The 18,779-nt window shown below is 60.2% G+C and carries 21 protein-coding genes and 4 pseudogenes; 8 read left to right on the top strand and 17 right to left on the bottom strand.

The features are described 5' to 3' along the window. Nucleotides 1–237 (bottom strand): DUF2188 domain-containing protein, encoded by a 237-nt coding sequence (locus tag IVB42_RS30975; protein WP_247393571.1) that lies wholly within the window; start codon nt 235–237, stop codon nt 1–3. Between the two features lie 126 nt (nt 238–363). Between IVB42_RS30975 and IVB42_RS30970 the strand changes: the two genes are divergently transcribed. After that, the gene (locus tag IVB42_RS30970; RefSeq protein ID WP_247393524.1) at nt 364–681 is read left to right on the top strand and encodes a helix-turn-helix transcriptional regulator; all 318 of its coding nucleotides are present in this window, start codon (nt 364–366) and stop codon (nt 679–681) included. Beyond that, nucleotides 663–1,586 (top strand): ImmA/IrrE family metallo-endopeptidase, encoded by a 924-nt coding sequence (locus IVB42_RS30965; RefSeq protein WP_247393522.1) that lies wholly within the window; start codon nt 663–665, stop codon nt 1,584–1,586. Before IVB42_RS30970 ends, IVB42_RS30965 begins: the two co-directional genes overlap by 19 nt. Before the next feature lie 150 nt (nt 1,587–1,736). Here the strand turns inward: IVB42_RS30965 and IVB42_RS30960 are convergent, their stop codons facing one another. The 6 genes from IVB42_RS30960 to IVB42_RS30935 all read right to left on the bottom strand — a co-directional run bounded on the left by IVB42_RS30960 (nt 1,737) and on the right by IVB42_RS30935 (nt 7,681). Beyond that, on the bottom strand, nt 1,737–3,011 hold the full coding sequence (locus IVB42_RS30960; protein WP_247471668.1) for a DUF2130 domain-containing protein: 1,275 nt from the start codon (nt 3,009–3,011) through the stop codon (nt 1,737–1,739). A 151-nt stretch (nt 3,012–3,162) separates the two neighbouring features. Next, nucleotides 3,163–4,731, bottom strand: coding sequence for an AAA family ATPase (locus IVB42_RS30955; protein ID WP_247471666.1), 1,569 nt, complete (start codon nt 4,729–4,731; stop codon nt 3,163–3,165). Then, nucleotides 4,728–5,513 (bottom strand): metallophosphoesterase, encoded by a 786-nt coding sequence (locus IVB42_RS30950; protein ID WP_247393516.1) that lies wholly within the window; start codon nt 5,511–5,513, stop codon nt 4,728–4,730. Before IVB42_RS30950 ends, IVB42_RS30955 begins: the two co-directional genes overlap by 4 nt. Next, the gene (locus IVB42_RS30945; protein ID WP_247393514.1) at nt 5,510–6,037 is read right to left on the bottom strand and encodes a hypothetical protein; all 528 of its coding nucleotides are present in this window, start codon (nt 6,035–6,037) and stop codon (nt 5,510–5,512) included. Before IVB42_RS30945 ends, IVB42_RS30950 begins: the two co-directional genes overlap by 4 nt. A gap of 171 nt (nt 6,038–6,208) precedes the next feature. Beyond that, the gene (locus IVB42_RS30940) at nt 6,209–6,619 is read right to left on the bottom strand and encodes a hypothetical protein (protein WP_247393510.1); all 411 of its coding nucleotides are present in this window, start codon (nt 6,617–6,619) and stop codon (nt 6,209–6,211) included. A 108-nt stretch (nt 6,620–6,727) separates the two neighbouring features. Continuing rightward, a complete protein-coding gene (locus tag IVB42_RS30935) occupies nt 6,728–7,681 on the bottom strand; it encodes a hypothetical protein (RefSeq protein ID WP_247393509.1) in 954 nt (317 codons plus the stop codon). Nucleotides 7,682–7,811: 130 nt separating this feature from the next. Between IVB42_RS30935 and IVB42_RS30930 the strand changes: the two genes are divergently transcribed. Then, nucleotides 7,812–8,072: a helix-turn-helix transcriptional regulator gene (locus tag IVB42_RS30930; protein WP_247393508.1), complete on the top strand. Its 261-nt coding sequence runs from the start codon at nt 7,812–7,814 to the stop codon at nt 8,070–8,072. 142 nt (nt 8,073–8,214) lie between these two features. Then, nucleotides 8,215–8,391: pseudogene (locus IVB42_RS30925) on the top strand (haloacid dehalogenase); the annotation flags it as partial. Between the two features lie 141 nt (nt 8,392–8,532). Here IVB42_RS30925 and IVB42_RS30920 read toward each other — a convergent pair. From IVB42_RS30920 to IVB42_RS30910, 3 genes and pseudogenes are all read right to left on the bottom strand, one after another. Further along, nucleotides 8,533–8,745 carry a hypothetical protein gene (locus IVB42_RS30920; protein WP_247393506.1) on the bottom strand — a complete coding sequence of 71 codons (213 nt, stop codon included), beginning with the start codon at nt 8,743–8,745 and terminating at the stop codon, nt 8,533–8,535. Nucleotides 8,746–8,836: 91 nt separating this feature from the next. Next, the gene (locus tag IVB42_RS30915) at nt 8,837–9,565 is read right to left on the bottom strand and encodes a hypothetical protein (protein WP_247471662.1); all 729 of its coding nucleotides are present in this window, start codon (nt 9,563–9,565) and stop codon (nt 8,837–8,839) included. Between the two features lie 261 nt (nt 9,566–9,826). Next, a pseudogene (locus IVB42_RS30910) lies at nt 9,827–9,929 on the bottom strand (Ku protein); the annotation flags it as partial. A gap of 34 nt (nt 9,930–9,963) precedes the next feature. Between IVB42_RS30910 and IVB42_RS30905 the strand changes: the two are divergent. Beyond that, a pseudogene (locus tag IVB42_RS30905) lies at nt 9,964–10,129 on the top strand (IS21 family transposase); the annotation flags it as partial. Between the two features lie 132 nt (nt 10,130–10,261). On the opposite strand, the gene IVB42_RS30900 reads toward IVB42_RS30905, so the two are convergent. After that, complete coding sequence (locus tag IVB42_RS30900) at nt 10,262–12,661, bottom strand: membrane-bound PQQ-dependent dehydrogenase, glucose/quinate/shikimate family (protein WP_247391925.1); 2,400 nt, start codon at nt 12,659–12,661, stop codon at nt 10,262–10,264. Nucleotides 12,662–12,871: 210 nt separating this feature from the next. Between IVB42_RS30900 and IVB42_RS30895 the strand changes: the two genes are divergently transcribed. Beyond that, on the top strand, nt 12,872–13,789 hold the full coding sequence (locus IVB42_RS30895; protein WP_247391923.1) for a YihY/virulence factor BrkB family protein: 918 nt from the start codon (nt 12,872–12,874) through the stop codon (nt 13,787–13,789). Here the strand turns inward: IVB42_RS30895 and IVB42_RS30890 are convergent. From IVB42_RS30890 to IVB42_RS30880, 3 genes are all read right to left on the bottom strand, one after another. Continuing rightward, nucleotides 13,752–15,134: a DUF2254 domain-containing protein gene (locus IVB42_RS30890; protein ID WP_247391921.1), complete on the bottom strand. Its 1,383-nt coding sequence runs from the start codon at nt 15,132–15,134 to the stop codon at nt 13,752–13,754. The two genes, IVB42_RS30895 and IVB42_RS30890, sit on opposite strands and share 38 nt — an antisense overlap. A gap of 84 nt (nt 15,135–15,218) precedes the next feature. Beyond that, entirely contained in the window at nt 15,219–15,971 is a 753-nt protein-coding gene (locus IVB42_RS30885) for a PRC-barrel domain-containing protein (RefSeq protein ID WP_247393501.1), read from the bottom strand. Nucleotides 15,972–16,045: 74 nt separating this feature from the next. Next, complete coding sequence (locus tag IVB42_RS30880; RefSeq protein ID WP_247391929.1) at nt 16,046–16,348, bottom strand: BA14K family protein; 303 nt, start codon at nt 16,346–16,348, stop codon at nt 16,046–16,048. 347 nt (nt 16,349–16,695) lie between these two features. Here IVB42_RS30880 and IVB42_RS30875 point away from each other — a divergent pair, with 347 nt between their 5' ends. Continuing rightward, a complete protein-coding gene (locus IVB42_RS30875) occupies nt 16,696–17,067 on the top strand; it encodes a response regulator (RefSeq protein ID WP_247393499.1) in 372 nt (123 codons plus the stop codon). Nucleotides 17,068–17,106: 39 nt separating this feature from the next. On the opposite strand, the gene IVB42_RS30870 is transcribed toward IVB42_RS30875, so the two are convergent. Further along, nucleotides 17,107–17,481 carry a hypothetical protein gene (locus IVB42_RS30870; RefSeq protein ID WP_247391917.1) on the bottom strand — a complete coding sequence of 125 codons (375 nt, stop codon included), beginning with the start codon at nt 17,479–17,481 and terminating at the stop codon, nt 17,107–17,109. A 305-nt stretch (nt 17,482–17,786) separates the two neighbouring features. Between IVB42_RS30870 and IVB42_RS30865 the strand changes: the two genes are divergently transcribed. After that, entirely contained in the window at nt 17,787–17,960 is a 174-nt protein-coding gene (locus tag IVB42_RS30865; RefSeq protein WP_247391914.1) for a DUF1328 domain-containing protein, read from the top strand. Nucleotides 17,961–18,307: 347 nt separating this feature from the next. Here IVB42_RS30865 and IVB42_RS30860 read toward each other — a convergent pair whose 3' ends face one another. Both IVB42_RS30860 and IVB42_RS30855 read right to left on the bottom strand, forming a co-directional pair. Next, a complete protein-coding gene (locus IVB42_RS30860; protein WP_247391910.1) occupies nt 18,308–18,580 on the bottom strand; it encodes a hypothetical protein in 273 nt (90 codons plus the stop codon). 113 nt (nt 18,581–18,693) lie between these two features. Beyond that, nucleotides 18,694–18,779: pseudogene (locus tag IVB42_RS30855) on the bottom strand (IS5/IS1182 family transposase); the annotation flags it as partial.

The raw sequence follows: 18,779 nt of genomic DNA, 5'->3' as shown, positions 1-18,779 counted from the left end.
TTAGCCCTTCGGCGGGTTCGGATCGCCGCCGTGGCTGTCGCTGCTTACGATGCGGCCGTCGCGGTTGTGGATGCGGAATTCGGTGCCCTGGTTGCGGCTCACCTCGCGGCCGGCGTCGATCGCTTCGTGCTTAGTGTCATGGTGGCTGCTGCCTCGGTCGCTGCCGCCGCGCCGGACATTCCAGCCGCCGTCCGGATCAGGGACGACATGGTGTGTTTCGGGGCCTTTGCGGGGCATAAATCGCTCCAATGCTACCTTTTCGTTCGGTATATCGAACATCAAAATGATCCACAAGTCAAGTACGCCGTTGTGCGGCATATCGAACATGCGTAAGATGCTCATGGCTCAAGGGAATCTCGCCACATGCCGACACTTGCTCAAAAACTAAAGCGGCTGCGCAACAAGAAGGGGTACTCGCTCGATCAGCTCGCAACCCTTAGCGGCGCGAGCAAAAGCTATTTGTGGGAGCTCGAAAACCGCGACGAGCGTCGACCGTCGGCGGAAAAGCTGATCGACATCGCGCGCGTGTTGGACACCACGACCGACTATCTCGTCGACGACAAAGCGACTTTTGACGACGATGCCGAGAAAGAAGTGTTCTTCCGGAAGTTCAATCGCCTCGACGACGACACTAAGGGCAGGGTGATGGACATGATCGAGACGTGGGCCAAAAAAAAATGAAGATGCCAACCACCTGGGATGGCTGGGCGGCGAGGATCTCGCTCTATGTCCGTGCCGGCAAGCAGCTCTTAAATGAGCCCCGCTTTCCGGTCAGGATCGAGGAAGTAGCTCTTCACTACTCCCGGGAAGCCTTCCCGCAGGATCCGATCCTCGAAGTGCGGGGTGAAAACTGCCGCGGCAAGTGGGAAGGCGCACTCGTTCCTAAAGAGGATCGGAGCGGGTGGGGGCTGTTCTACGACTCCGGCCATTCGTCGAAGGGGCGGAAAAACTTCACGATGGCCCACGAGTTTGGTCACTACCTCATTCATCGCAGCCTGATCAAAAAGCCGCTGTTTTGCAGTCAGCATGACATGTATGCGTGGGATTCGGCGTACGCGAAGATGGAAGCGGAGGCTAACCAGTTCGCAGCGATGGTTCTCATGCCGCCGGATGATTTCCGCGACCAGACCAAGCCGTTCTTGGCGCCAACGCTGGCGCAATTTGAGGCTCTGAAGGATCGCTACGAGGTGTCGCTGACCGCGGTCGTGTTGAACTGGCTGAAAATGACCGATCGCCGCGCAATGATTGTCGTCAGTAAGGACGGCTTTATCGACTGGGCATGGGGCAGTGAGCCTCTCTACAAATCAGGAGTGTATTTCAGCGCCAAAAAAGAAACGATCGCTGTTCCCAGTCAATCTTTGGCGGGCCTTGGTTCGGCGACAGGGGTTACCGAGCTACGGCACCCCGCCGGCATCTGGAATCTACGCGAAGGCGTGCTCGAGTCTGTGGTGTTTGCGGACTCGCACAACATGACGATTTCGTTGTTGATCTACCCGAAGCATGGGCCCTCCCGCTCGGAAGAATCTGACGAAGAACCGGAGCTGATGGACACCTACCAGGCCTTTGAGCGTGGGCAGCGTCCATAGAGTATCAGCAATAGAATTCACCGATGTTATTGTTGATCAACAGCATAACGAATGCAGTCAGCTTTTGCTGATTTGCCAACAAATACGCAATAGGCTTATCGGTTGCTCAGACTGTTCCATAACATTCGACGTGCGAATTCCTCCTGATACCTACTCAGCAGCCTCGCCCTTCGCCTCGATCATCAGCACGTCCAGGCACTCGATCTCCTGCATGGCGCGACCGGCGATGCCCTGGATGTCGCCGTAGAGGCCGGCGGTGGATTCCAGCACGCCCCTGAGCTGCTCCTCGCGCTTGGCCCAGAGGCGCGACATGGTGGCGCGCTCGCGGTCGAGGTCCTTCTGCATGTCGGTGAACTTTTCGACAATGGCCTCGATGCGGTGACGAAAGCGCGGCCCGGTCAGGTAGCTGTACACGATCTCGGTCTTGGTCTGCTGACCAGTCTGGGCCTGGCGGCTTGTGGCGACGTCGATCAGCAACTGCCGGAGTGCGACAGCCAGCGGAATTGCAAAGCGGGGCTCTGCCACCCAGACATTCTCGACCAGGTCGAAGCCCTCGACGCCTTTGGGAAGAACGGTCGAGACGATCAGCGCCAGCTCCGCCTTCGCGGCGCGTTGGTCATCCCGCAATTTGCCGAGCCAGGCCGGGTTCCAGGTCTTCGTCCGCTTCGATTCCCAAAGAATGGTGCCGCAGCGCTGGCCGCCGGCGGAGACTACGCCGTGCACCACGTCGCCGCCGAGCTCGCCCTTCGGCACCGGCTCGATCAGGTCGCTGTGGAAGCGATTCCGGAGCAGGGATTCGAGCTCTACTTCGAGCGCCTCACCCTGCAGCTGCTGCGAACCCTGATCGGCCTTTCGACGGAGGTCTTCGATTTGTCGCTGCATGCCCGCGAGTTGGGCCTCGTTTTCGGCGACCTTTGACTTGAGTGCGTCTTCGGCTTCGAGCCGCGCCTTGTCGCGCACCGCAGCCAGGTTCTCCTGCACCTTTTTCTCGACCGAGAGTTCGACCTCGCGCTTGGCGACGTCGAGTTCACGCTCCTTGCGGAGCATCTCAGCCTGCGTCCGCTGAGCTTCGATCAGTTTGGCATCGTTTGCGGCAAGCAGTTGTTGCAGGTCGGCAAGCTGCCGGTCCCGTTGACCAAGATCATCAGCGAGGGCCAAGCGGGCCCTCTTGGCCTCCGCCTCCGCGATGGCGTCGCGTTCAAGCGTCATCTTGGCCGCGATCTGGTCGTCGACGGTTTCACGGAGCTTAGCGAGATCGTCTTCAGACTGACGCAGCTGTGCTTCGCGGCGGCTGAACGCGGCCTCCTTGGCCGCGAGCTGCGCCTCGAACTGCTCGCGCGCGGCGACGATCAGGGGAGCCGCAAGGGATTCCGTCAGCTTGATCTCAGTTCCGCACTTGGTGCAGGTGATCTGGGGGTCGCTCACGCGATTGGTCCTTTGATGGTGAAGTGTGAGTGTATCCTTGTTTCCAGCATCAGCCGGAATCTCTGCCGGCGTTATCCCCGGCAATCGCGGCCACCGTGGTAGCGGCGATGCTCGGAACGAGGCGGGCTTCTCGTGGGGCTCTCGGCTCATACTAATTCCTCGTGGCACTGAGATCGCGTTCGCGCAGGATGATCTCGACAATGCGGCGCAACCGCCGCATAGAGCCGCCCTGCCACAGCTTGGCGACCGCGACGTGTTCGTTCTCGTCGAGCGGCCGTATCCAGCGTTGATCGAGCCCGCGCTCTTTGATGAGATCCACCATCACGGCCGGCAATAAGGCATCCAAGTCCTCGGCGCCCGGCTTGGGGAACGTCACGACCAAGAAGCGATCGCGAATCGGGCCCGGCAGCGGGTCCAGGCTGTTGGCGGTCGCGACGAAAGAGATTCGGGAAAGATCCAGGTTGACCTGTAGTGCAGGATCGAAATGGCGCGCGCTCGTTTCGGCCTCGGTGAAGCTCAACAAGCAGTCCCACAGCCGGCCTGCATTTGAGGTCGAGCTGGAGGGCGCTTTTTCCAGCTCGTCCAGAAGCACCAATGGGCTGGCCGTCCTGCTTCGGGCCACCGCGAGAAGAGGATGACAGGGCTCAGCGGAGTGCCAGCGACGGTCAGTACCGCCGAATGCCGCGTCTCCCCGAGAGCAATCAGTGCGCCACACGTATAGATTGAGAGCTTGGCCCAAGCTTCGAACGAATCGCGTTTTACCTCCGCCTGGTTCCCCGACCAGGATCATCGGACGGAGCTGAACGATGCGCCGGCCAACAAGATCAGATAGGATCAAGTCGATGACGCGCCCTGCGTAGGGACACTCGAGCAGCAGTTTGCTGCGCACCTCGTGCAGCGGCGGCACCATGACGAGCGGCAGCGGCACGTTCACGACGTTCTTCAGCGAGCCGAGAATTTCCTTCAGTCGATAGTTCTTCATCTCGTCGGCACTCAGGCGAGCGACGATCAGACGATCAGACGGTTGGTTATCTTCCGCGGTCGGGGTCCGGCCTGAGATCTCGGCTGTTTCCTGCTCGGCCTCTTCCGTCAAGTGCAGTTTTTCCTCCTGCGCCTGAATGGCTTCCTGCCGGGCAGCAGCAATGCGATGTTCCACCATGCGCGAGCCGAGCATGAGCGCATTTTCCGCGGCGGAGGCGTGGCCTACTGATATGTGAGCGCAACCGGGCAGCGCCGCCCAGCCAAAGGCGAACCGCTCCATTTCGCAACACAGTTGTTCGTCGCGGTCGCGAATGATCTCGAAGGACAGCAGCAGGGCCTTGGCAACGCGAAAATATTGCTGGAAGTGAAGCCCCCCTCGCGTCGCGGGTAAACAAAGCAACCGTACACAATCTGACAAGCTGCGCAGGTTCGGGTCGTTATATTCCGCCGCGCGACGATCGAGTTCGGTGGCAAGCGCAAGCCCAGTGTCAACATCCTGCGCAACCGCCCAAGCGGTGTTCAGCGCGAGATCCGGGCAGAGCTCGTCGATCTCCGCAATCAGGCGTTGTTCGACGTGCCTGGCGTGGTCTCCGAGAAGCTTGGCGTAGCGCAGAATACGGGGCAGGTTTTTCAGGTGCTTCTCAGAATCCGCCGAATCGGCTGCGGCGCCGGTCAACACATCATCGCGTGCGACCGCCGGCAGCTCGAAATCGTCGCCATCATCGCCGGGGTTGCTCATTCGATCTCCACCACCATCGCGCCGTCGAAGGCCGGGTTCTCGGACCCGTAGCCGTGAGGGTTGCATACGATCCGCGTCTCGCCGACGTGGTAGTCCGACGAATTGTGGACGTGGCCATGGACCCACAGCGTCGGCTGAAAGCGCTCGATCAGCGCACTCTGGTCGGAAACGAAGGCAGCGGTGAGGGGATCGCTCTTAAATTTCGGGTGCACAGATTTCCAGTGCACTGCGTGGTGAGTGACGACCACGGTGCTGCCGTCAAATGGTGTCGCCAAACAATCAGCGAGGTACGCCTCAGATTGACGGTGTAATAAGGCTGCTTCCTGGGGCCTGAACCGGCGCCACGGCTGCTTCCGCCAGGTGATCAGGCGGTGATCATTCATGCCGATCGCGCAGGTGTTCATCACCCCGGACTGATTGGCTTTGCCGAAACCGAGATAGTCCGTCCAGAACGTGGCACCGACCACGCGAATCGCTCGTTCGCCGTGCCGGCCGGCCAAGATCACGGTCGCGTTCTCCAGCAGATAGATGTTGAAGGAGGCCGCCTGCGAACGGGCGGACGCGATTTCTTCGAGAACGCAGTGGCGGTAGTATTCGTGGTTGCCGAGCACCATCGCGATCGGGATGTGCATCGGCACGATGCGACGGAGGTACTCGAAGGCGCGGATCGCGCCTTCGCAGGTATCGCCGGCGACGATCACAAGGTTAACGCCGGGCGCGATCGTAATGGGCTTGACCGGATGCACGTCGCCATGGAGGTCGGACAAGATCTGGATATTCATTCATCTTGCTCCCGCGCACGATCCTGGAAAGCGGTCAGCAGCACGGCCGCCGCATTGCTGAACTCGCGGGGATTTTCTGAGCATAGCCAGCCATAGGCGAGCCATGCGGTTGCGAGCTCGTTGGCATAGGGATGGCCGAGGTCGGTCAAGCCCGTGACCTGAGCCAGAACCAAGGATGCGGCCGCGTTGCGCTCCAGGGCGCACCGCAGGAGCGCCGTCATCGCGATGTCGGTCCTCAGCGTGATTTCGCTCATCGGCATGAGCGTGAACGTGACCTCGATGGCGGCGGCCGCGTCGCCCTTTAGCGCGGCCATAAGGTCGAGTTCGGCATGCAGCACGTTGATCTGCTCGAGCGTTGCGCGGAGGTGAAGGCGCTCGGGTTCGCCGAACGCCTGTGACGGGAGCCTCCGCCACCATGCCAGCGGTGAACTGTCCTCTGGCTGGAAAGGCCAGGAACTTGTACTTGCCGGGTCGTAAGCTGCCAACCCAACCTTCGTTGCTGAACCGGGCACCGCGGATGTCATGGACTCTCTCTCTCTCTCTCTCTCTCTCTCTCTCTCTCTCTCATCGTTCAGGATGAACGTTTTTGGTCTTCGCTCTGCTAGTTGCGCGCGGCGCCATTCGCGGGGCGGCGCAAAGACATCAGCAAGCTGGCGACCTGCCAGGACGTCGCGAGTTTCGTACGGAGGCGCGGCTCAGTAGGCATCCGGCGGAGCGTCTCGGCCAGCACGAGCGCCGCCCCTGGAATCGTCGCACGCGCACGACAGCAACAGCGTCATCGGGAAATCGACCCGGATGCCGATCGAGCTGGGCGCCTTGCAATGCATGACCATGTCGATAGCGGCATCTGCATCGCCCGAGATGGCGCGCTGCAACTGCGGGACCGTCGTGGTCGTGGCCTGCACGAACGTGATCACCTCGGCCTTGGTTGCGTCGACGAACGCCTCGACCGAAATCGTCCGCCAGTACTTCAGGACGCGGGGCCACGACTCTGTCGGGGCTTCCTCCTGCCGTTCAGGGTCACCATTATCGATGTGGTTCAAAGGCGCGCTCCATTGTTCACGCATGGCCAAGCCCAGCGCGTCCGGTCGTGTCTTGATCATCATTGTGCCGCCAGACGGCGCGCAGGTTTGCAAGCCGGCGTTGCTGAGGTAGCGTCCAATTGAGTCGCGCCGGCCGATTCTGAACGTAGGAGAGGGGGCGTGAGCGCAGGTTCATTCCGGCGCCTCGCAGGTCGGCTCCGTCTCGACGGCGAGCCAGCTGCGCTCATCGAGCTGTTCGCCGGACAGCAGTTTCGCGGCGAACGCCCCGCTTCGACACTGGAAGCTGACCTTCAGCATCATCTTGTCCGGTATCCCGGCGACAGGGCCGACCCACTTCTCGGCCTCGAGCAAATCGCGGCGCCGCTGGTGATCGTACGAAACATCGCTCCGCGTGCGTCGCGAGTAGTCGGCGCCAGCCATAACGTAGAAGCGCCCATTCCAACTGTAGCCCATGGCCTGCAAATTGCGGTGATCCAGCCGGTACGCAATACCTTTCTCAGGAACAAGAGCCTCTTCGTCTTCGGACATTACGACCATTTCTTCCCGGTCGGTCGTCACGGAAAGTCGCGTGCGGAATGAAGGCGGGTTTCTGCGCGCCGTCTCAATTCGTGTGAAACCAGCCACCGACAGTAACGTCTCGGCATGGCCGACTAGCTGCTCGAGATCATCTATGATGGGGAGACCGCGCCCGAAGGGGCGCCCCGAATTGGCGAGCGGGACGTTAAGATCGGTGCAGATGCTGATCAGCCTGCCTTCCACGTAGGGCGCCGTGACTTTGTCGAACGTATCGCCGGCGCCGGTGATGACATAGATCAGCGTGGTTGCACTGATGGACTTGCCAAGTCGGTCTCCAAACTTCCGCTCGCCGTCGCCATGTCCGATGTAGCTCTTCTGGCTGCTGTTCGGGGACTGGTCGTCGATCACGTACACGACGAAATCCCAGGGGGAGACGTGCTCCTTCAAACGTGAAAGCTCGGCGAACCTCAGTACAAGGATGGACAATCGCGAACCGGATGATTTGACCAGCCGCATCCCGTTTGTGTTGCCATCAATGAAGACCGTCGCGGCCGTGAAGCCGCTTCCGAATAGATTAGTCGGAGAAATGATGAGGTCGGATTGGGTCACGCGCTGATCCGAAGCTAATGTAGGACATATGGGATATATATCCCATATGTCTCATTTGCAAGCGGCTTCTGTCGGGCGCGATCTCCGCCGGTGTATGGTTAACCGATATTGATTCGGAGCCGAACCTGCGGTGGCCCTCGACAGATTGCCCACGGGACGCATGATAAGGGCCGGCCGCGCGCTGGTCGGGATGGAGCAGCTCGATCTCGCGCGCGCGATCGGGGTTGATCGTCGCACGGTATCGAGGCTCGAGGCCGACATAGAAGTTCCGACAAATCCGCTCAAGATCGCGACTTATAGGAAGATGCGTGACGCCCTCGAGAAGCAGGGCGTCGTATTTCTCTATGGGGGTGGGAAATCTCATGGGGAGGGAGTCGCGCTCAAGGACTGATCTAAGCGATTAATGGGCTTTTCGTCCTCAGTGATAGGCTTTTCGAACCAATGCAAATCTATGAGCCGTCTGCAGTCTGCACCTGCTCTGGACAGGCCGATGGGACGACCGTTTTACTAATCGTCCGGTGATCCCGCCTCCGATGACCAACATCCGGCAGAACATCGCTGTAGCACTCGAACTGAAGGCGCTCTTCCTCGTCACCACCATGATCGGCATCACCGGCCTCCGGCCTGCCATCCTCGCTGATACGGGCGCGGCCGTCCCTGTGACCTTGAACACGCTGCGTCTTCTCAAGCCGCAGTCAGAGACGCCATGAAACGGGGAGGGCAAGGTCTCATCCACGCTGCTGACGCGGATCGTGATCCCGGCGATCTTTGGCCTGATGAAGGGGGTGGATTGCCGCGTGATGATCCATCGGCTCCGCCGCTCATTCGCAACCGTATCACATCACTCACCCCTAGGCGGCGCGGCCGATCTGTCCTGTTTCGATCCTGCCCTGCAATTCCCTGCAGCCGGCCTCGGGCTTGTGCGAGCCAAGCTCGCGCGCCACGAGCAGAGCTGCATGAACCTCGGCCGCTGCGCCGCGAACGTCGCCGCGTTCGAGCTGCAGCGTCGCGATCCGCAGCCGCATGCCGGCGGCGACCTCGAAGCCGACTTGCGTCACCTGCACCTGGCCCTTGGCGTTTCGGAAGTCTCACTGGCGCCGGTAGCACCGCGCGATGCGTGTCCTACCGGCGCTAGTCAATCCGCTACAGGTTGTTCTAGGGCAGCATCAGGGTGGTTGCGGTCGTCGGGCGACGATGCTCGAGGCCCTGCTGCAACCGCTCGCAAAACGCCGCGAGCGCCGATCGGCTCGCGGTGCCCAGCAGAAGCACTAGATCTCCAACGTCGTGGATGTCGAGTGCGTCGAGCACCCTCTCCGCGAGGTGATCGATATCCGGTGCCCTCGAGGAAGGCTCCGCGAGCTTAGCAGCCCCGAGGCGGCTATTCACCTCGCTGATGGTGAAGAGCTTGCCGTTGGACACCTCCCTCATGATCTCCGCAACCTTGTCGGTGGGGGCAGACCTTTCGCCGAGCTTATAGCCCGCGCGTGCGGGCAGCCGCGCTACCAGAGCCGGCGGATAGGTTTTGGCCAGCTCGGCGAGCGACATGTAATTTTCGGCCGAGCGGAGCTTGATGCCCAACTCCGCGTCGCAAAACGCAGCGAATTGCCCGTGGGGCATCCTCTCCTTGATCTGCGTAAGATTTTCCCCAATTTCGATGAGCTGATGGGTGGTGCGGCGGATCAGCGCGCGCACACGCTTGGCCCTCGTCTGAAGAAAAGCGACCTCAGACGGTGAAAACGCGCCGTAGTTGAAAGTGTTGCTCATGGCACACACCCCTCGTTGCGCCTCCTGCATCGCGGCAAAGCCGCGACAACGCTGCAGATGTAGGCTGTTGAGATGAGGTACGACGCGCCAGAACAGGTCGGCAGCAACACCGCTTGGCAAAGCGGAGGCTCAAGGAAATCTTGCAGGCTGAATTCTCATTTTGCAAGTACTAAAGGAGAACGACGCTTTCAAATCCGAAACTGTTTCGCATTTCACGACCTTGTGGCCGATCTCATCTAACCTTTTGCCTAAAGAGCTGAATTCTACATCACGAGACGCCGGACTGCTTGGTGCAGAGTGACCCGAGGGAAGAAGCTTATTTGATAGCGCTTGGCCGGCCCTGCCATACTGCTGGCCCCAAGGCGACGGGTGGATCAGCTATTGCGGATCGATAACAGCCTTCTCGACGAACTCGTCGATCTCGATGGTCCGCGTGGACACAAGGGCGATCTTCCTCAAGTTCCTCTTTGCTCACCTCGATGAACGACAATGTCCCCGTTCGGGCCTTCGTCGCCAGTGTCCGGCGCAGGCTTGCCGGCGCCGACCATGGCAATCGGCAGATGGTCGACATCCCCAACGCGGTGCTGAGGGACGGTATGCCGGCAGCAGAAGCCGCCTGTGCCGAAGCGCTTGTTCACGGCGTCCCATTCCGCCGATGTCGTGCTCAACGTCCTGGCCCAGAAAGTGAACCCGCTCCACCGGCCAATATGCGAAGGAGTTAGATCGTCAGGCGCTATTTCATTGTGGTGCAGGCGAGTTGATGAGACCTTCTCGGATCGGCGAGTTGAAAGGGGCACCGTGGCGTCTCGATGACATTTATTTTGGCAAAGCGTATGCCACCAAGGAATCACCGATCGGCGTCTCCATGAAATGATGACCGCCTGCCGTGATGACGAGGTACTGGCGGCCGTCGGCCTCGTAGGTGATCGGGGTGGCTTGGCCGCCGGCCGGAAGCACGTCGTCCCACACGGTTTTTCCGGTCTTGATATCGATGGCACGTATCAGATTGTCGGTCGTCGCTGCGATGAAGATAAGCCCGCCGGCGGTCACGACCGCGCCGCCATTGTTAGGCGTACCGATCGTGATCGGCAGCATCGACGGGATGCCGAACGGGCCATTCGTCCGGGCTTCACCTAACGGGCGATCCCACAGCGTCCTGCCGGTCTTCAGATCGATGGCGCGAATTCCGCCGTACGGCGGCTGCTTGCACAACAATCCGGTGCCGGGCAGCCGCCAGCCGGCATTGACGTTGATCGCATATGGGGAACCGAGCTGCGGATCGCCGGCGCCTTCCTGCCCGCCGATTTCGCCGCGCGCCTGGTCCCGCGGCGCCCAACCAAGACGATTGGCCTCGTCGCGCGGCACCAGCCGATTATAGTTCGGCATGTCGTTGTAATTGGCAACGATGATGTCGCGTACGGGATCGATGGCGATGCCGCCCCAATCGGAGCCGCCATTATAGCCTGGATATTCAATCCAGTGCGGGCTGGCCGTGGGTGGCGTGAAGATACCCTTGTAGCTCGCCTGACGAAACTGGATACGGCAGATCATCTGGTCGATGGGCGACATGCCCCACATGTCCTGCTCGGTGAGATCGGCCTTTCGCAGGGTGTGGTAAAGCGAGAATGGCTGGGTTTTGGCGCGCTGCGCAGGCTCCACGCCGCCTTGCGGCACCGGCCGCTCTTCGACGCCGACGAGCGGCTTGCCCGTGCGGCGGTCGAGCACGAAAATGTCGCCACGCTTGCTCGGCAGCACCAGCGCCGGCACCGGCTCGCCTTTGTCCGTCGGGAAGTCGACCAGCGTCGCTTGAGAGCCGAGATCGTAGTCCCAGACGTCATTGTGCACGGTCTGGAAATGCCAGGCGGGCTTGCCGGTCGTAACATCTAGCGCGACCAGCGATGTCGCGAACTCTTTCTCGCGGTCCGAGCGGCTGCTGCTCCAGTAGTCCACGGCCGAAACCCCAAGCGGCAGATAGACGAGCCCCAGTTCCTCGTCGCCGGAGGCGGTCGTCCACATGTTGGGCGTGCCCCTGGTAAAGGTTTGTCCAACCGGCGGCGGCGCACTTGCATCCGGCTTGACCATGTCCCATGCCCAACGCAACGCGCCCGTTTGCGCGTCGTATCCCTGAATCACACCCGAGGGCGCGTCCCGCTTTTGTCCGTCGAGCACTTCGTGCCCGATGACGATGACGCCGCGAACGATCGTCGGCGCCGAAGTAATCGCGAACATGCCGGGATCGTGCCGGCCGATCCCCGTCGCGGTGTCGACCTGACCGTCATATCCGAATGCCTCGCAGCGCGTGCCGGTCTTCGCATCGATTGCGATCAGGCGAGCGTCAAGCGTGCCTTCGATGATGCGGCTGGCACAGGCCGCCCCCTGACCGGCATTGGACAGTTCGTAATATGCAAGGCCTCTGCAAGCCGCGGTGTACGGAATGAACTCGTCCGGGACGCGCGGGTCAAATCGCCAGATCTGCTTGCCGGTCTTCGCGTCGACCGCGATAACGATGTTCTTGGGCGTGCAAACGTAGAGCTTATCCCCCACCTTGAGCGGGGTGTTCTCTGCGCCGTATGTGCCCTTTGTGTTCTTGGTAGGCAAGTCGCCGGTATGAAAAGTCCAGACCTTGGTGAGCTTGGCGACGTTCGTCGAGTTGATCTCGTCGAGCGGCGAATAGCGGCGCGCACTGTAGCTGCCGCCATAGGCAGGCCAATCTGAGCCTGCCTTGAGAGACGAAGGCTCGGTCATTGCGACGGTCGGAGACGGCATTACGCGAGGAGCGGCGCTTGCCGGCCGAAAAGCTCCGGTCAGCAACACAGTTGTGGCCACCAGCAGTACAAGCCCGGCAGCGATTGTAGCCGCAGCTTCATACTGGTGGCGAATGGGGCGAAGCTTCGGCGTGAGCGCCAGGACGGCGATCAGCAAAATGGCCGGCCCGACAGTCCGAGGCACCAGCGCCCAACCGTTGGCGCCAACTTCCCAGAACGCCCAGGCGAGGGTGAGCAGGAAGAGCAGAAGGTAAAGCCATGCGCCTTCAACGCGCCGGCGGGCCAACAGGAGACCCGAGACGATCAGGACGATTCCGCTGGGCAGATAATAGAAGGAGCCTCCCAACCAAAGCAGCCAAGCACCGCCGGCCCCGAGCACGAGGCCGATCAGAACCATGACTCCGCCAAGGGTGAATGCCGCCCAATCTGCCGCGCGATACGTCTGAGCCATACCAGTTACTCGTCATAGATTGATGCTTTGCTCCAGATCCAAGAGTGCGTCCGCCGCTTTGGTTCCCACATTTGCAGGTACGCTTCCGGACCACCGAGCGCCCTTGGCTCGGCAAGCGGTGAGCTCAAGAGACCCTCGGCAGCCCGTAAAGATGGGCAATTCGTCTCTCGATCATTGGCATGGGAACGTCAGCTGCAATCGAGGGTTTTCGTGTCCTCTCATGAAGACTGGCTAGAGATCAACGTGGCTGGAAATGCAAACTGCAAAGTTGAGAGGGTAAGCACCGGCAGCTTCGGACCTCTTCGCAGGTTCATCTCCGTCGCAATCGCTGTTTGGGCCAAGCTGAGCGACCACAATATTTCGATCTTGTCTGCCGCCGTCGCGTTCTATTCCTTTCTCTCGATTTTCCCCGCTATTGCCGCGCTGGTGTCACTCTACGGACTAGTCGCCGACACAAATGACATCGTGAGACAGTTGAATGCGCTCCACGGCATCCTGCCGGGTGAGGCGACCGCGCTCGTTTCAGAACGCTTGAAAGTGCTGGAGCAGGGCACGCATCCGCCCTTCGGCGTCGGGCTGATGGTCAGTGTAGGGATATCGATGTGGAGTGCGCGGTACGCGACCGGGACGCTCATGACCGCCTTAAACGTCACTTACGCGGTCTCCGAGGAGCGTGGGCTCGTTCTCTTTAACGCTGTGGCTCTGTCGTTGACCGTGGCGTTGATCGTCCTCGCCGGCGGCGCCGTGATCCTGATTGCCGTGATTCCCCTCCTGCTCAGCTACCTGCCAATTCCGACCGGCTGGCAGGCTGCGGCAATCTTGATACGGTGGCCGCTGCTCGTGTGCATGATCATCGCGATTGTCGCTTTGCTCTATCGCTATGCACCCAACAGGTCCGAGCCGAGATGGGACCTTGCGTCGGCCGGCGGTCTCCTCGCAACAACCGGTTTGATTGCGGGTTCATACGCATTCTCAACATATGTGAATACGTTCGCCGCCTATCAAAAGACCTACGGATCGCTCGGCGCAGTTGCCGTGTTGATGACATGGCTCTGGGTCGCGGCCTATTCCATCCTGGCGGGCGCCGAACTCAACGCTGAGATCGGAAGGCGGCTGTCTCAGCGATAGCGTTTGGCGGATCATTGGCGCCCGGCAGAGGCAAAAGCTGTTCGGTGAATCGACCCATTGGACCTGCCCGGACCATCAGAGCAAATAGCTGATGCCGGCGTTCGACATCCTCTCTGTCGCTGCGAGCGGCAATCAGGCGACGAGCGTCCGCAAGGACGAGATCCGCGTGGTGGGCGAGCGCCGAGAGCCGGGTGGCATCGCGCTCGCAGCTTGCGACCTGAGTCATCACCTCAATCATCCGAATCGATATTGCAGGTTGGGCGCCTGCGCTTTGGCGGATCATATGGAACATTGTCCCGAGCAATTGATCGTATTGCACATGCGGCACCACCAAAACCGGCCGACTTCCTCTGATCGACACTCCTGATGGCAGATGCAGGGGCACAAGATCGCACAGCGCCGCGCCCAGTCGATCCAGGACGGAGAGGGCGGTGTGTGGATCGTTGATGCCGGGCGAAAGCGCCCTCACCGCGACTTCAACGAGTTGTCGAACGGCGAAGCGCAGATCGGAAGAAATGCTGCTTGTTGCGCCCAGCGCCGTCGCATTCCGGATAGCCGCTTCGGCACCGTCGACGGGAGGATTAACTAGAGCGACGGTCGCCCCCGGAAAAACATAGTCGCCGGGGCCGATCAACAGCCGAATGGTGGCTCTATGCTTGGCCGCCCAGGTGGCCAGGCCCTCTTCGTCCAGATGCTGCAGATAACCGCGCCGCGAGTCCTTCAGGGGCAGGGAGCCGATCCAGTACTCACCCGGCGGAGGCTTCGGCTGCGGATCCTGGACGGTTAGCTGGCGCATAGCGCTGCGGAGGTCTTCACTGACGAGTTCGACGACAGTTTCAACGTTGATCCGGCCGGCGACGTGCCCGACGAAGTAGACGAGCATCGCCACGCAAGCCAATGCGAGCAGAATTCCAAGGCTCAATGATAGATGAGGGACGAAGCCGCCTTCCGGCTCTGTCCGGATGCTTCTCAGCACGACGAGAGCGTAACAGAAAGTGCCGAGCAGCATCCCTAGCGTGAACTGATTGCCACGATCGCGCGTGAAATTACGCAGCAGCCGAGGCCCCATCTGACCCGCAGCGAGAGACAACGCGGCAATGGTAATAGAGAACACGGTTCCCGCGACGCCGATCGTCGCGCCGGCTACGGTGCCGAGCAGGGTGCGAGCTCCGGTCGCGCCGCCGTCGTACAACCAGCCCCGTAGATTTGATAGCGAGATCGCGTCGCTTTGGTCAACATGAACGAGAGTGAAGGCACCGATTAGACTGGAAAGCACGATGAGTATAGGGACGAGCCAGAATGTCTCGCCAAGGTCGGCCAGCAGTTTTTCAGCGCGGGCGAGCATATTTGAGCCGCATGACCGAATCGAACCTGGAGCCAACAACCGGGCGGCTGGAGCGGTTCCGCCGAACCGCTCCACCCCAGAAGATTATCCGTTGCTGGGGTACTTGAATTCAGGCGCCGACTTCAACTGGTCGGCCGTCGTGTCCATGGTCGCGGTCCACTTGTTGACCGCATGATCAAACTTCAGATTGATTGCCCAAGGCCGCACCGCAACGTAGTGGTCGCCAATGCCAAGGAACCCTCCGACCGAGAGGATATAGCCGTCGATGCCGTTCTCGTTTAGCGCAACGTCCTTGATCGTGCCAATGTCCTGTTTGGTGTTGTTGTACACCTGCAGACCCATCAACTGCGAGCTCAGGCCGTCCTTCGGCGGCACCGAAGTGAAGGCTCCGCCGGGGCGATCCGAAGTTGCGTTAGCGCTGTTGGTGGACGAGTTTGTATTCGAAGAAGATTTCTGCGCGTTAGCGCCGATCGTTTTCACCTCGGCGAAAGTATTTGGACCAACGAACATTGTCACCGGATTTCCTGACCGATCTCTGGCCTCCACCAGGAACGACTCCGGCCGTACCTTGACGTCGGTGAAACCTGCCTGCTGCAGGTCGCTGACCATCTGCTGCCGAACGCTCGCTTGACCAGCGTCGGACTGGACCGCGTCGCCCTTGTTGCCCCCCTTGTTTGCCATGCTGTTTTCCGTGCGTTGGTCGGCCGACTGATTGCGGCTCGAGCTCTGCACGGCGCTATGGTCCCCAGGACCGGTAGCTTGCGGAGAACTTTGTGCCATCGCAAGCGATGATGCGCCGACGAGAGCTGCCGCCGCCAAGAATGAGGTCGCTTTCATGTATGGATCTCCTTGCTCGAGTTCAAAAGTTGATGGCGTTCGTAATGGCCGGCCCCGGCAGAACGCCGTGTTGCTCAGGGACATGGATGCCGTATGCCGTCGTAACCCATGTAAGTCCCGGAGCTCGGGTCGTACGACTTGTATCGCTGGGAGCAGTAGGCGTTGTTCTCGGCAGCTTGCGCCCGGCTGTTGGCGACGGCGCTTCCAATCGCCGCACCTGCCACGAAGCCGCCTAACGCTGGACCCCAGCCGCCGCTATAGCGGTGCCTGTAGCCGTCGCGCCAGTTATGACGATGCCAAGCATGGTGACGGTCATGCCTCCATTGAACTTCCACCAGGCTCGGGTCGTTTTTGGCTATCCCGCTCGCAGCCAACATGGGTGCGGCTTGCGCAGTAGTTCCGACCGGGATCGCGAGCGCCAATACGGCCACGGCGACGTGCCATCCGCTTGTTTTCATAAACTCATCTCCTCGTTTTCATTTGCCTGAAGGAAATGCGCGAGCTGCTCTGCCGTTGCAGAGACAGTTGGTACATAAGTGTACCCCGGCCGGGAGCACCTGTTTACTGCAGCAGGAGTAACGCTGCGGTCAAAGTACTACTGGCCCCGTGCGGCAGCGGACCAAGTTATGCGTCTACGATTCGGGTCCAGGTTGATCACCGCGGCATCACTGATAGGATAAGCGAAAATCTCGCAGGGGCTTGCTGCTACGTCATTGGAGTCCCAATGCGAATAGCCATAATCGAAGACGAATACTTCATCGCCGACGATCTCGCGACCGAGATCCGGCGCAGCGGTCATGAAACAATTGGCCCATTTGCCGAGCTAAGCCCTGCTTTCCATGCAGCGGGTAGCGCAGCTATCGACGCCGCGCTTCTCGACGTCGACCTGCACGGGCGGGCGTCCTTCGAATTCGCAGATCTCCTTTTGAAAAGAAGCATCCCGTTTCTGATTTACACGGGATACAGCCGCGAAGTCATACCCGGCCGATTTGCCCCGTACGTGGTTGAAAAGCCGATTCCAGCTCGCGATGTGGTTGATAGACTATGTCGCCATGTGCTTGTGCACGGCTCGCTAGGACCGGTACGTCGTCCGTGATTGCCCAGACATCAGCCGATAGGGTTGGGTGCAGCAACGCTACGGCGAGACTTGCTTCATGAGTTCAGCTGAAAAGGACTTGAGGCGCGCTCGCTTCTGATCCACGGACAAAGCTGCGTTTTGTCGCACCAGAGGGCAGTAGAGGGTTAATACAAAATTGGTGATCTGTGCTGCCGACGCATTCGGATGAGCCATGCGCACGCTGCTGACGATGCCGCGTGTTGCACGATCGCCGCGCGCTGCAAGCATAGCTTCGAAGGTCTCCGTTTGTGCTCTTGTTTCCTTGATCGCGGCGTCGGTATCGCTCGGATGGTAAACGGGGCATTCGAGTGCGGAAGCTGGGGTTGGGTGGCCGAGCAGGAGTGCGGTGGCGAGGGCCAGCCAGGGAAGAACGCAATCAGAACGAAACTGCATCTGGGACTGCCTCGCTCGTTGAAGTTAAGAAGATAATACGCATTCACTTGTCAAAAAAGACGTCGAGACCCCGATGACTGTCCAGTCGCGGACAAACATTTCAGTTCGCTTGGCTTCTGACGCAGCGCGTACGCAGGCGTGCCGACTTTCTGTCGGACATGAAACGTTCTGATCGGAACGCCGAATGCCTGGAACGATTGTCGGCAGAACGATTGTCGCTAGGCAAGTCCGAGAGCACCTTCGAACTGGGTGGGATTGCAGACTTGTGCGTACCTCAACTGTAGATAAGGCCGCAGGAGCTTGGCATGCTGAAGTGGGCATTGATCTTCTTTGTGATATCGATCGTAGCCGGATTGCTCGGATTCAGCGGAATCGCTGCCGGTGCGTCCACTATCGCCAAGTGGCTATTTTTCGCAGCTGTTGCGATTTTTCTGGTGCTCGTGCTCCTCGCCTTTTTCGCGGGGGAGGTGATTTTTTAGGCTGATCGACGGGCGCTCGGCGCGGCCGGTAACCGCGAGGGTCTGCTCCGAAAGGGGGCCCACTTCGGTCTTGGAGAGACGGCGGGGCGATGGCCGGCGGTGCCTCCGATCTGCCAAGACGCAACTACTTTGGAGCCTGAACGGTTGCCACTGTTGAAGCCGCCTGGCGTTTCATTTCAAGAAAAGAAGTATGCTAGGGCCAACACGACGTAAACTCCAATGAGCATTACGCCCTCGAACCAGGTCGTCTCGGCGTCTCTCGTGATGGCATTCACGATGAACGCGAGTGCCGGCGATTGAAAAGAGGTCGACGGGATTCCGGAAGACAAGGGTCATCGGCTTCCCGATCACCCATGAGAAAATGACGAGAAGCGGGGCAACAACAGCGCAATCTGAATGGCGGATCCGATGCAGAGCGTCATCACAAGTCCCATCCTGTCGCGCCGAGCGAACCAAACGGCCGCAAAGATGTCCGAGCTGGTGCCCACAAGAGCGAGCACGACGACGCCAAGAAAGAGTGGTGTCACACCCGTTGATTTGGCCGCTTCGGTCAGAGCGCCCGAGACAAATTCGCTCTGAAGGGCCGCCGCGCCGGTGCATGCCAATAACACGATCAACATGTGGTTGTAGACCACGCCGATCTAGCTGAAGCCTCCTCATTGGTCGCGAAGACATTCCGGTGAGTGATGAGGGTGAAGACAAGATTCCCGGAGTAGAGAACTAGGGTTCAGACTCAATTGATCCAATAAGCGACGAGAGCGGCGAGGTGGACGGCGGCCAAGAAGTTTCTGGCAAGTTTGTCGTAGCGAGTAGCAACAC

This window comes from Bradyrhizobium sp. 45 (assembly GCF_023073155.1).
GTDB lineage: Bacteria > Pseudomonadota > Alphaproteobacteria > Rhizobiales > Xanthobacteraceae > Bradyrhizobium > Bradyrhizobium canariense_D.
This window is presented reverse-complemented; position numbering and strand designations above follow the sequence as displayed.

Bases quoted from the DNA above. Each gene is read 5' to 3' on its own strand.
- IVB42_RS30870 (WP_247391917.1), bottom strand. From the start codon at position 17,481: ATGCAGTTTCGTTCTGATTGCGTTCTTCCCTGGCTGGCCCTCGCCACC.
- IVB42_RS30950 (WP_247393516.1), bottom strand. From the start codon at position 5,513: ATGAATATCCAGATCTTGTCCGACCTCCATGGCGACGTGCATCCGGTC.
- IVB42_RS30885 (WP_247393501.1), bottom strand. From the start codon at position 15,971: ATGAAAGCGACCTCATTCTTGGCGGCGGCAGCTCTCGTCGGCGCATCA.
- IVB42_RS30975 (WP_247393571.1), bottom strand. From the start codon at position 237: ATGCCCCGCAAAGGCCCCGAAACACACCATGTCGTCCCTGATCCGGAC.
- IVB42_RS30955 (WP_247471666.1), bottom strand. From the start codon at position 4,731: ATGAGCAACCCCGGCGATGATGGCGACGATTTCGAGCTGCCGGCGGTC.
- IVB42_RS30865 (WP_247391914.1), top strand. From the start codon at position 17,787: ATGCTGAAGTGGGCATTGATCTTCTTTGTGATATCGATCGTAGCCGGA.
- IVB42_RS30970 (WP_247393524.1), top strand. From the start codon at position 364: ATGCCGACACTTGCTCAAAAACTAAAGCGGCTGCGCAACAAGAAGGGG.
- IVB42_RS30900 (WP_247391925.1), bottom strand. From the start codon at position 12,661: ATGGCTCAGACGTATCGCGCGGCAGATTGGGCGGCATTCACCCTTGGC.
- IVB42_RS30890 (WP_247391921.1), bottom strand. From the start codon at position 15,134: ATGCTCGCCCGCGCTGAAAAACTGCTGGCCGACCTTGGCGAGACATTC.
- IVB42_RS30875 (WP_247393499.1), top strand. From the start codon at position 16,696: ATGCGAATAGCCATAATCGAAGACGAATACTTCATCGCCGACGATCTC.
- IVB42_RS30880 (WP_247391929.1), bottom strand. From the start codon at position 16,348: ATGTTGGCTGCGAGCGGGATAGCCAAAAACGACCCGAGCCTGGTGGAA.
- IVB42_RS30945 (WP_247393514.1), bottom strand. From the start codon at position 6,037: ATGACATCCGCGGTGCCCGGTTCAGCAACGAAGGTTGGGTTGGCAGCT.
- IVB42_RS30940 (WP_247393510.1), bottom strand. From the start codon at position 6,619: ATGATGATCAAGACACGACCGGACGCGCTGGGCTTGGCCATGCGTGAA.
- IVB42_RS30860 (WP_247391910.1), bottom strand. From the start codon at position 18,580: ATGTTGATCGTGTTATTGGCATGCACCGGCGCGGCGGCCCTTCAGAGC.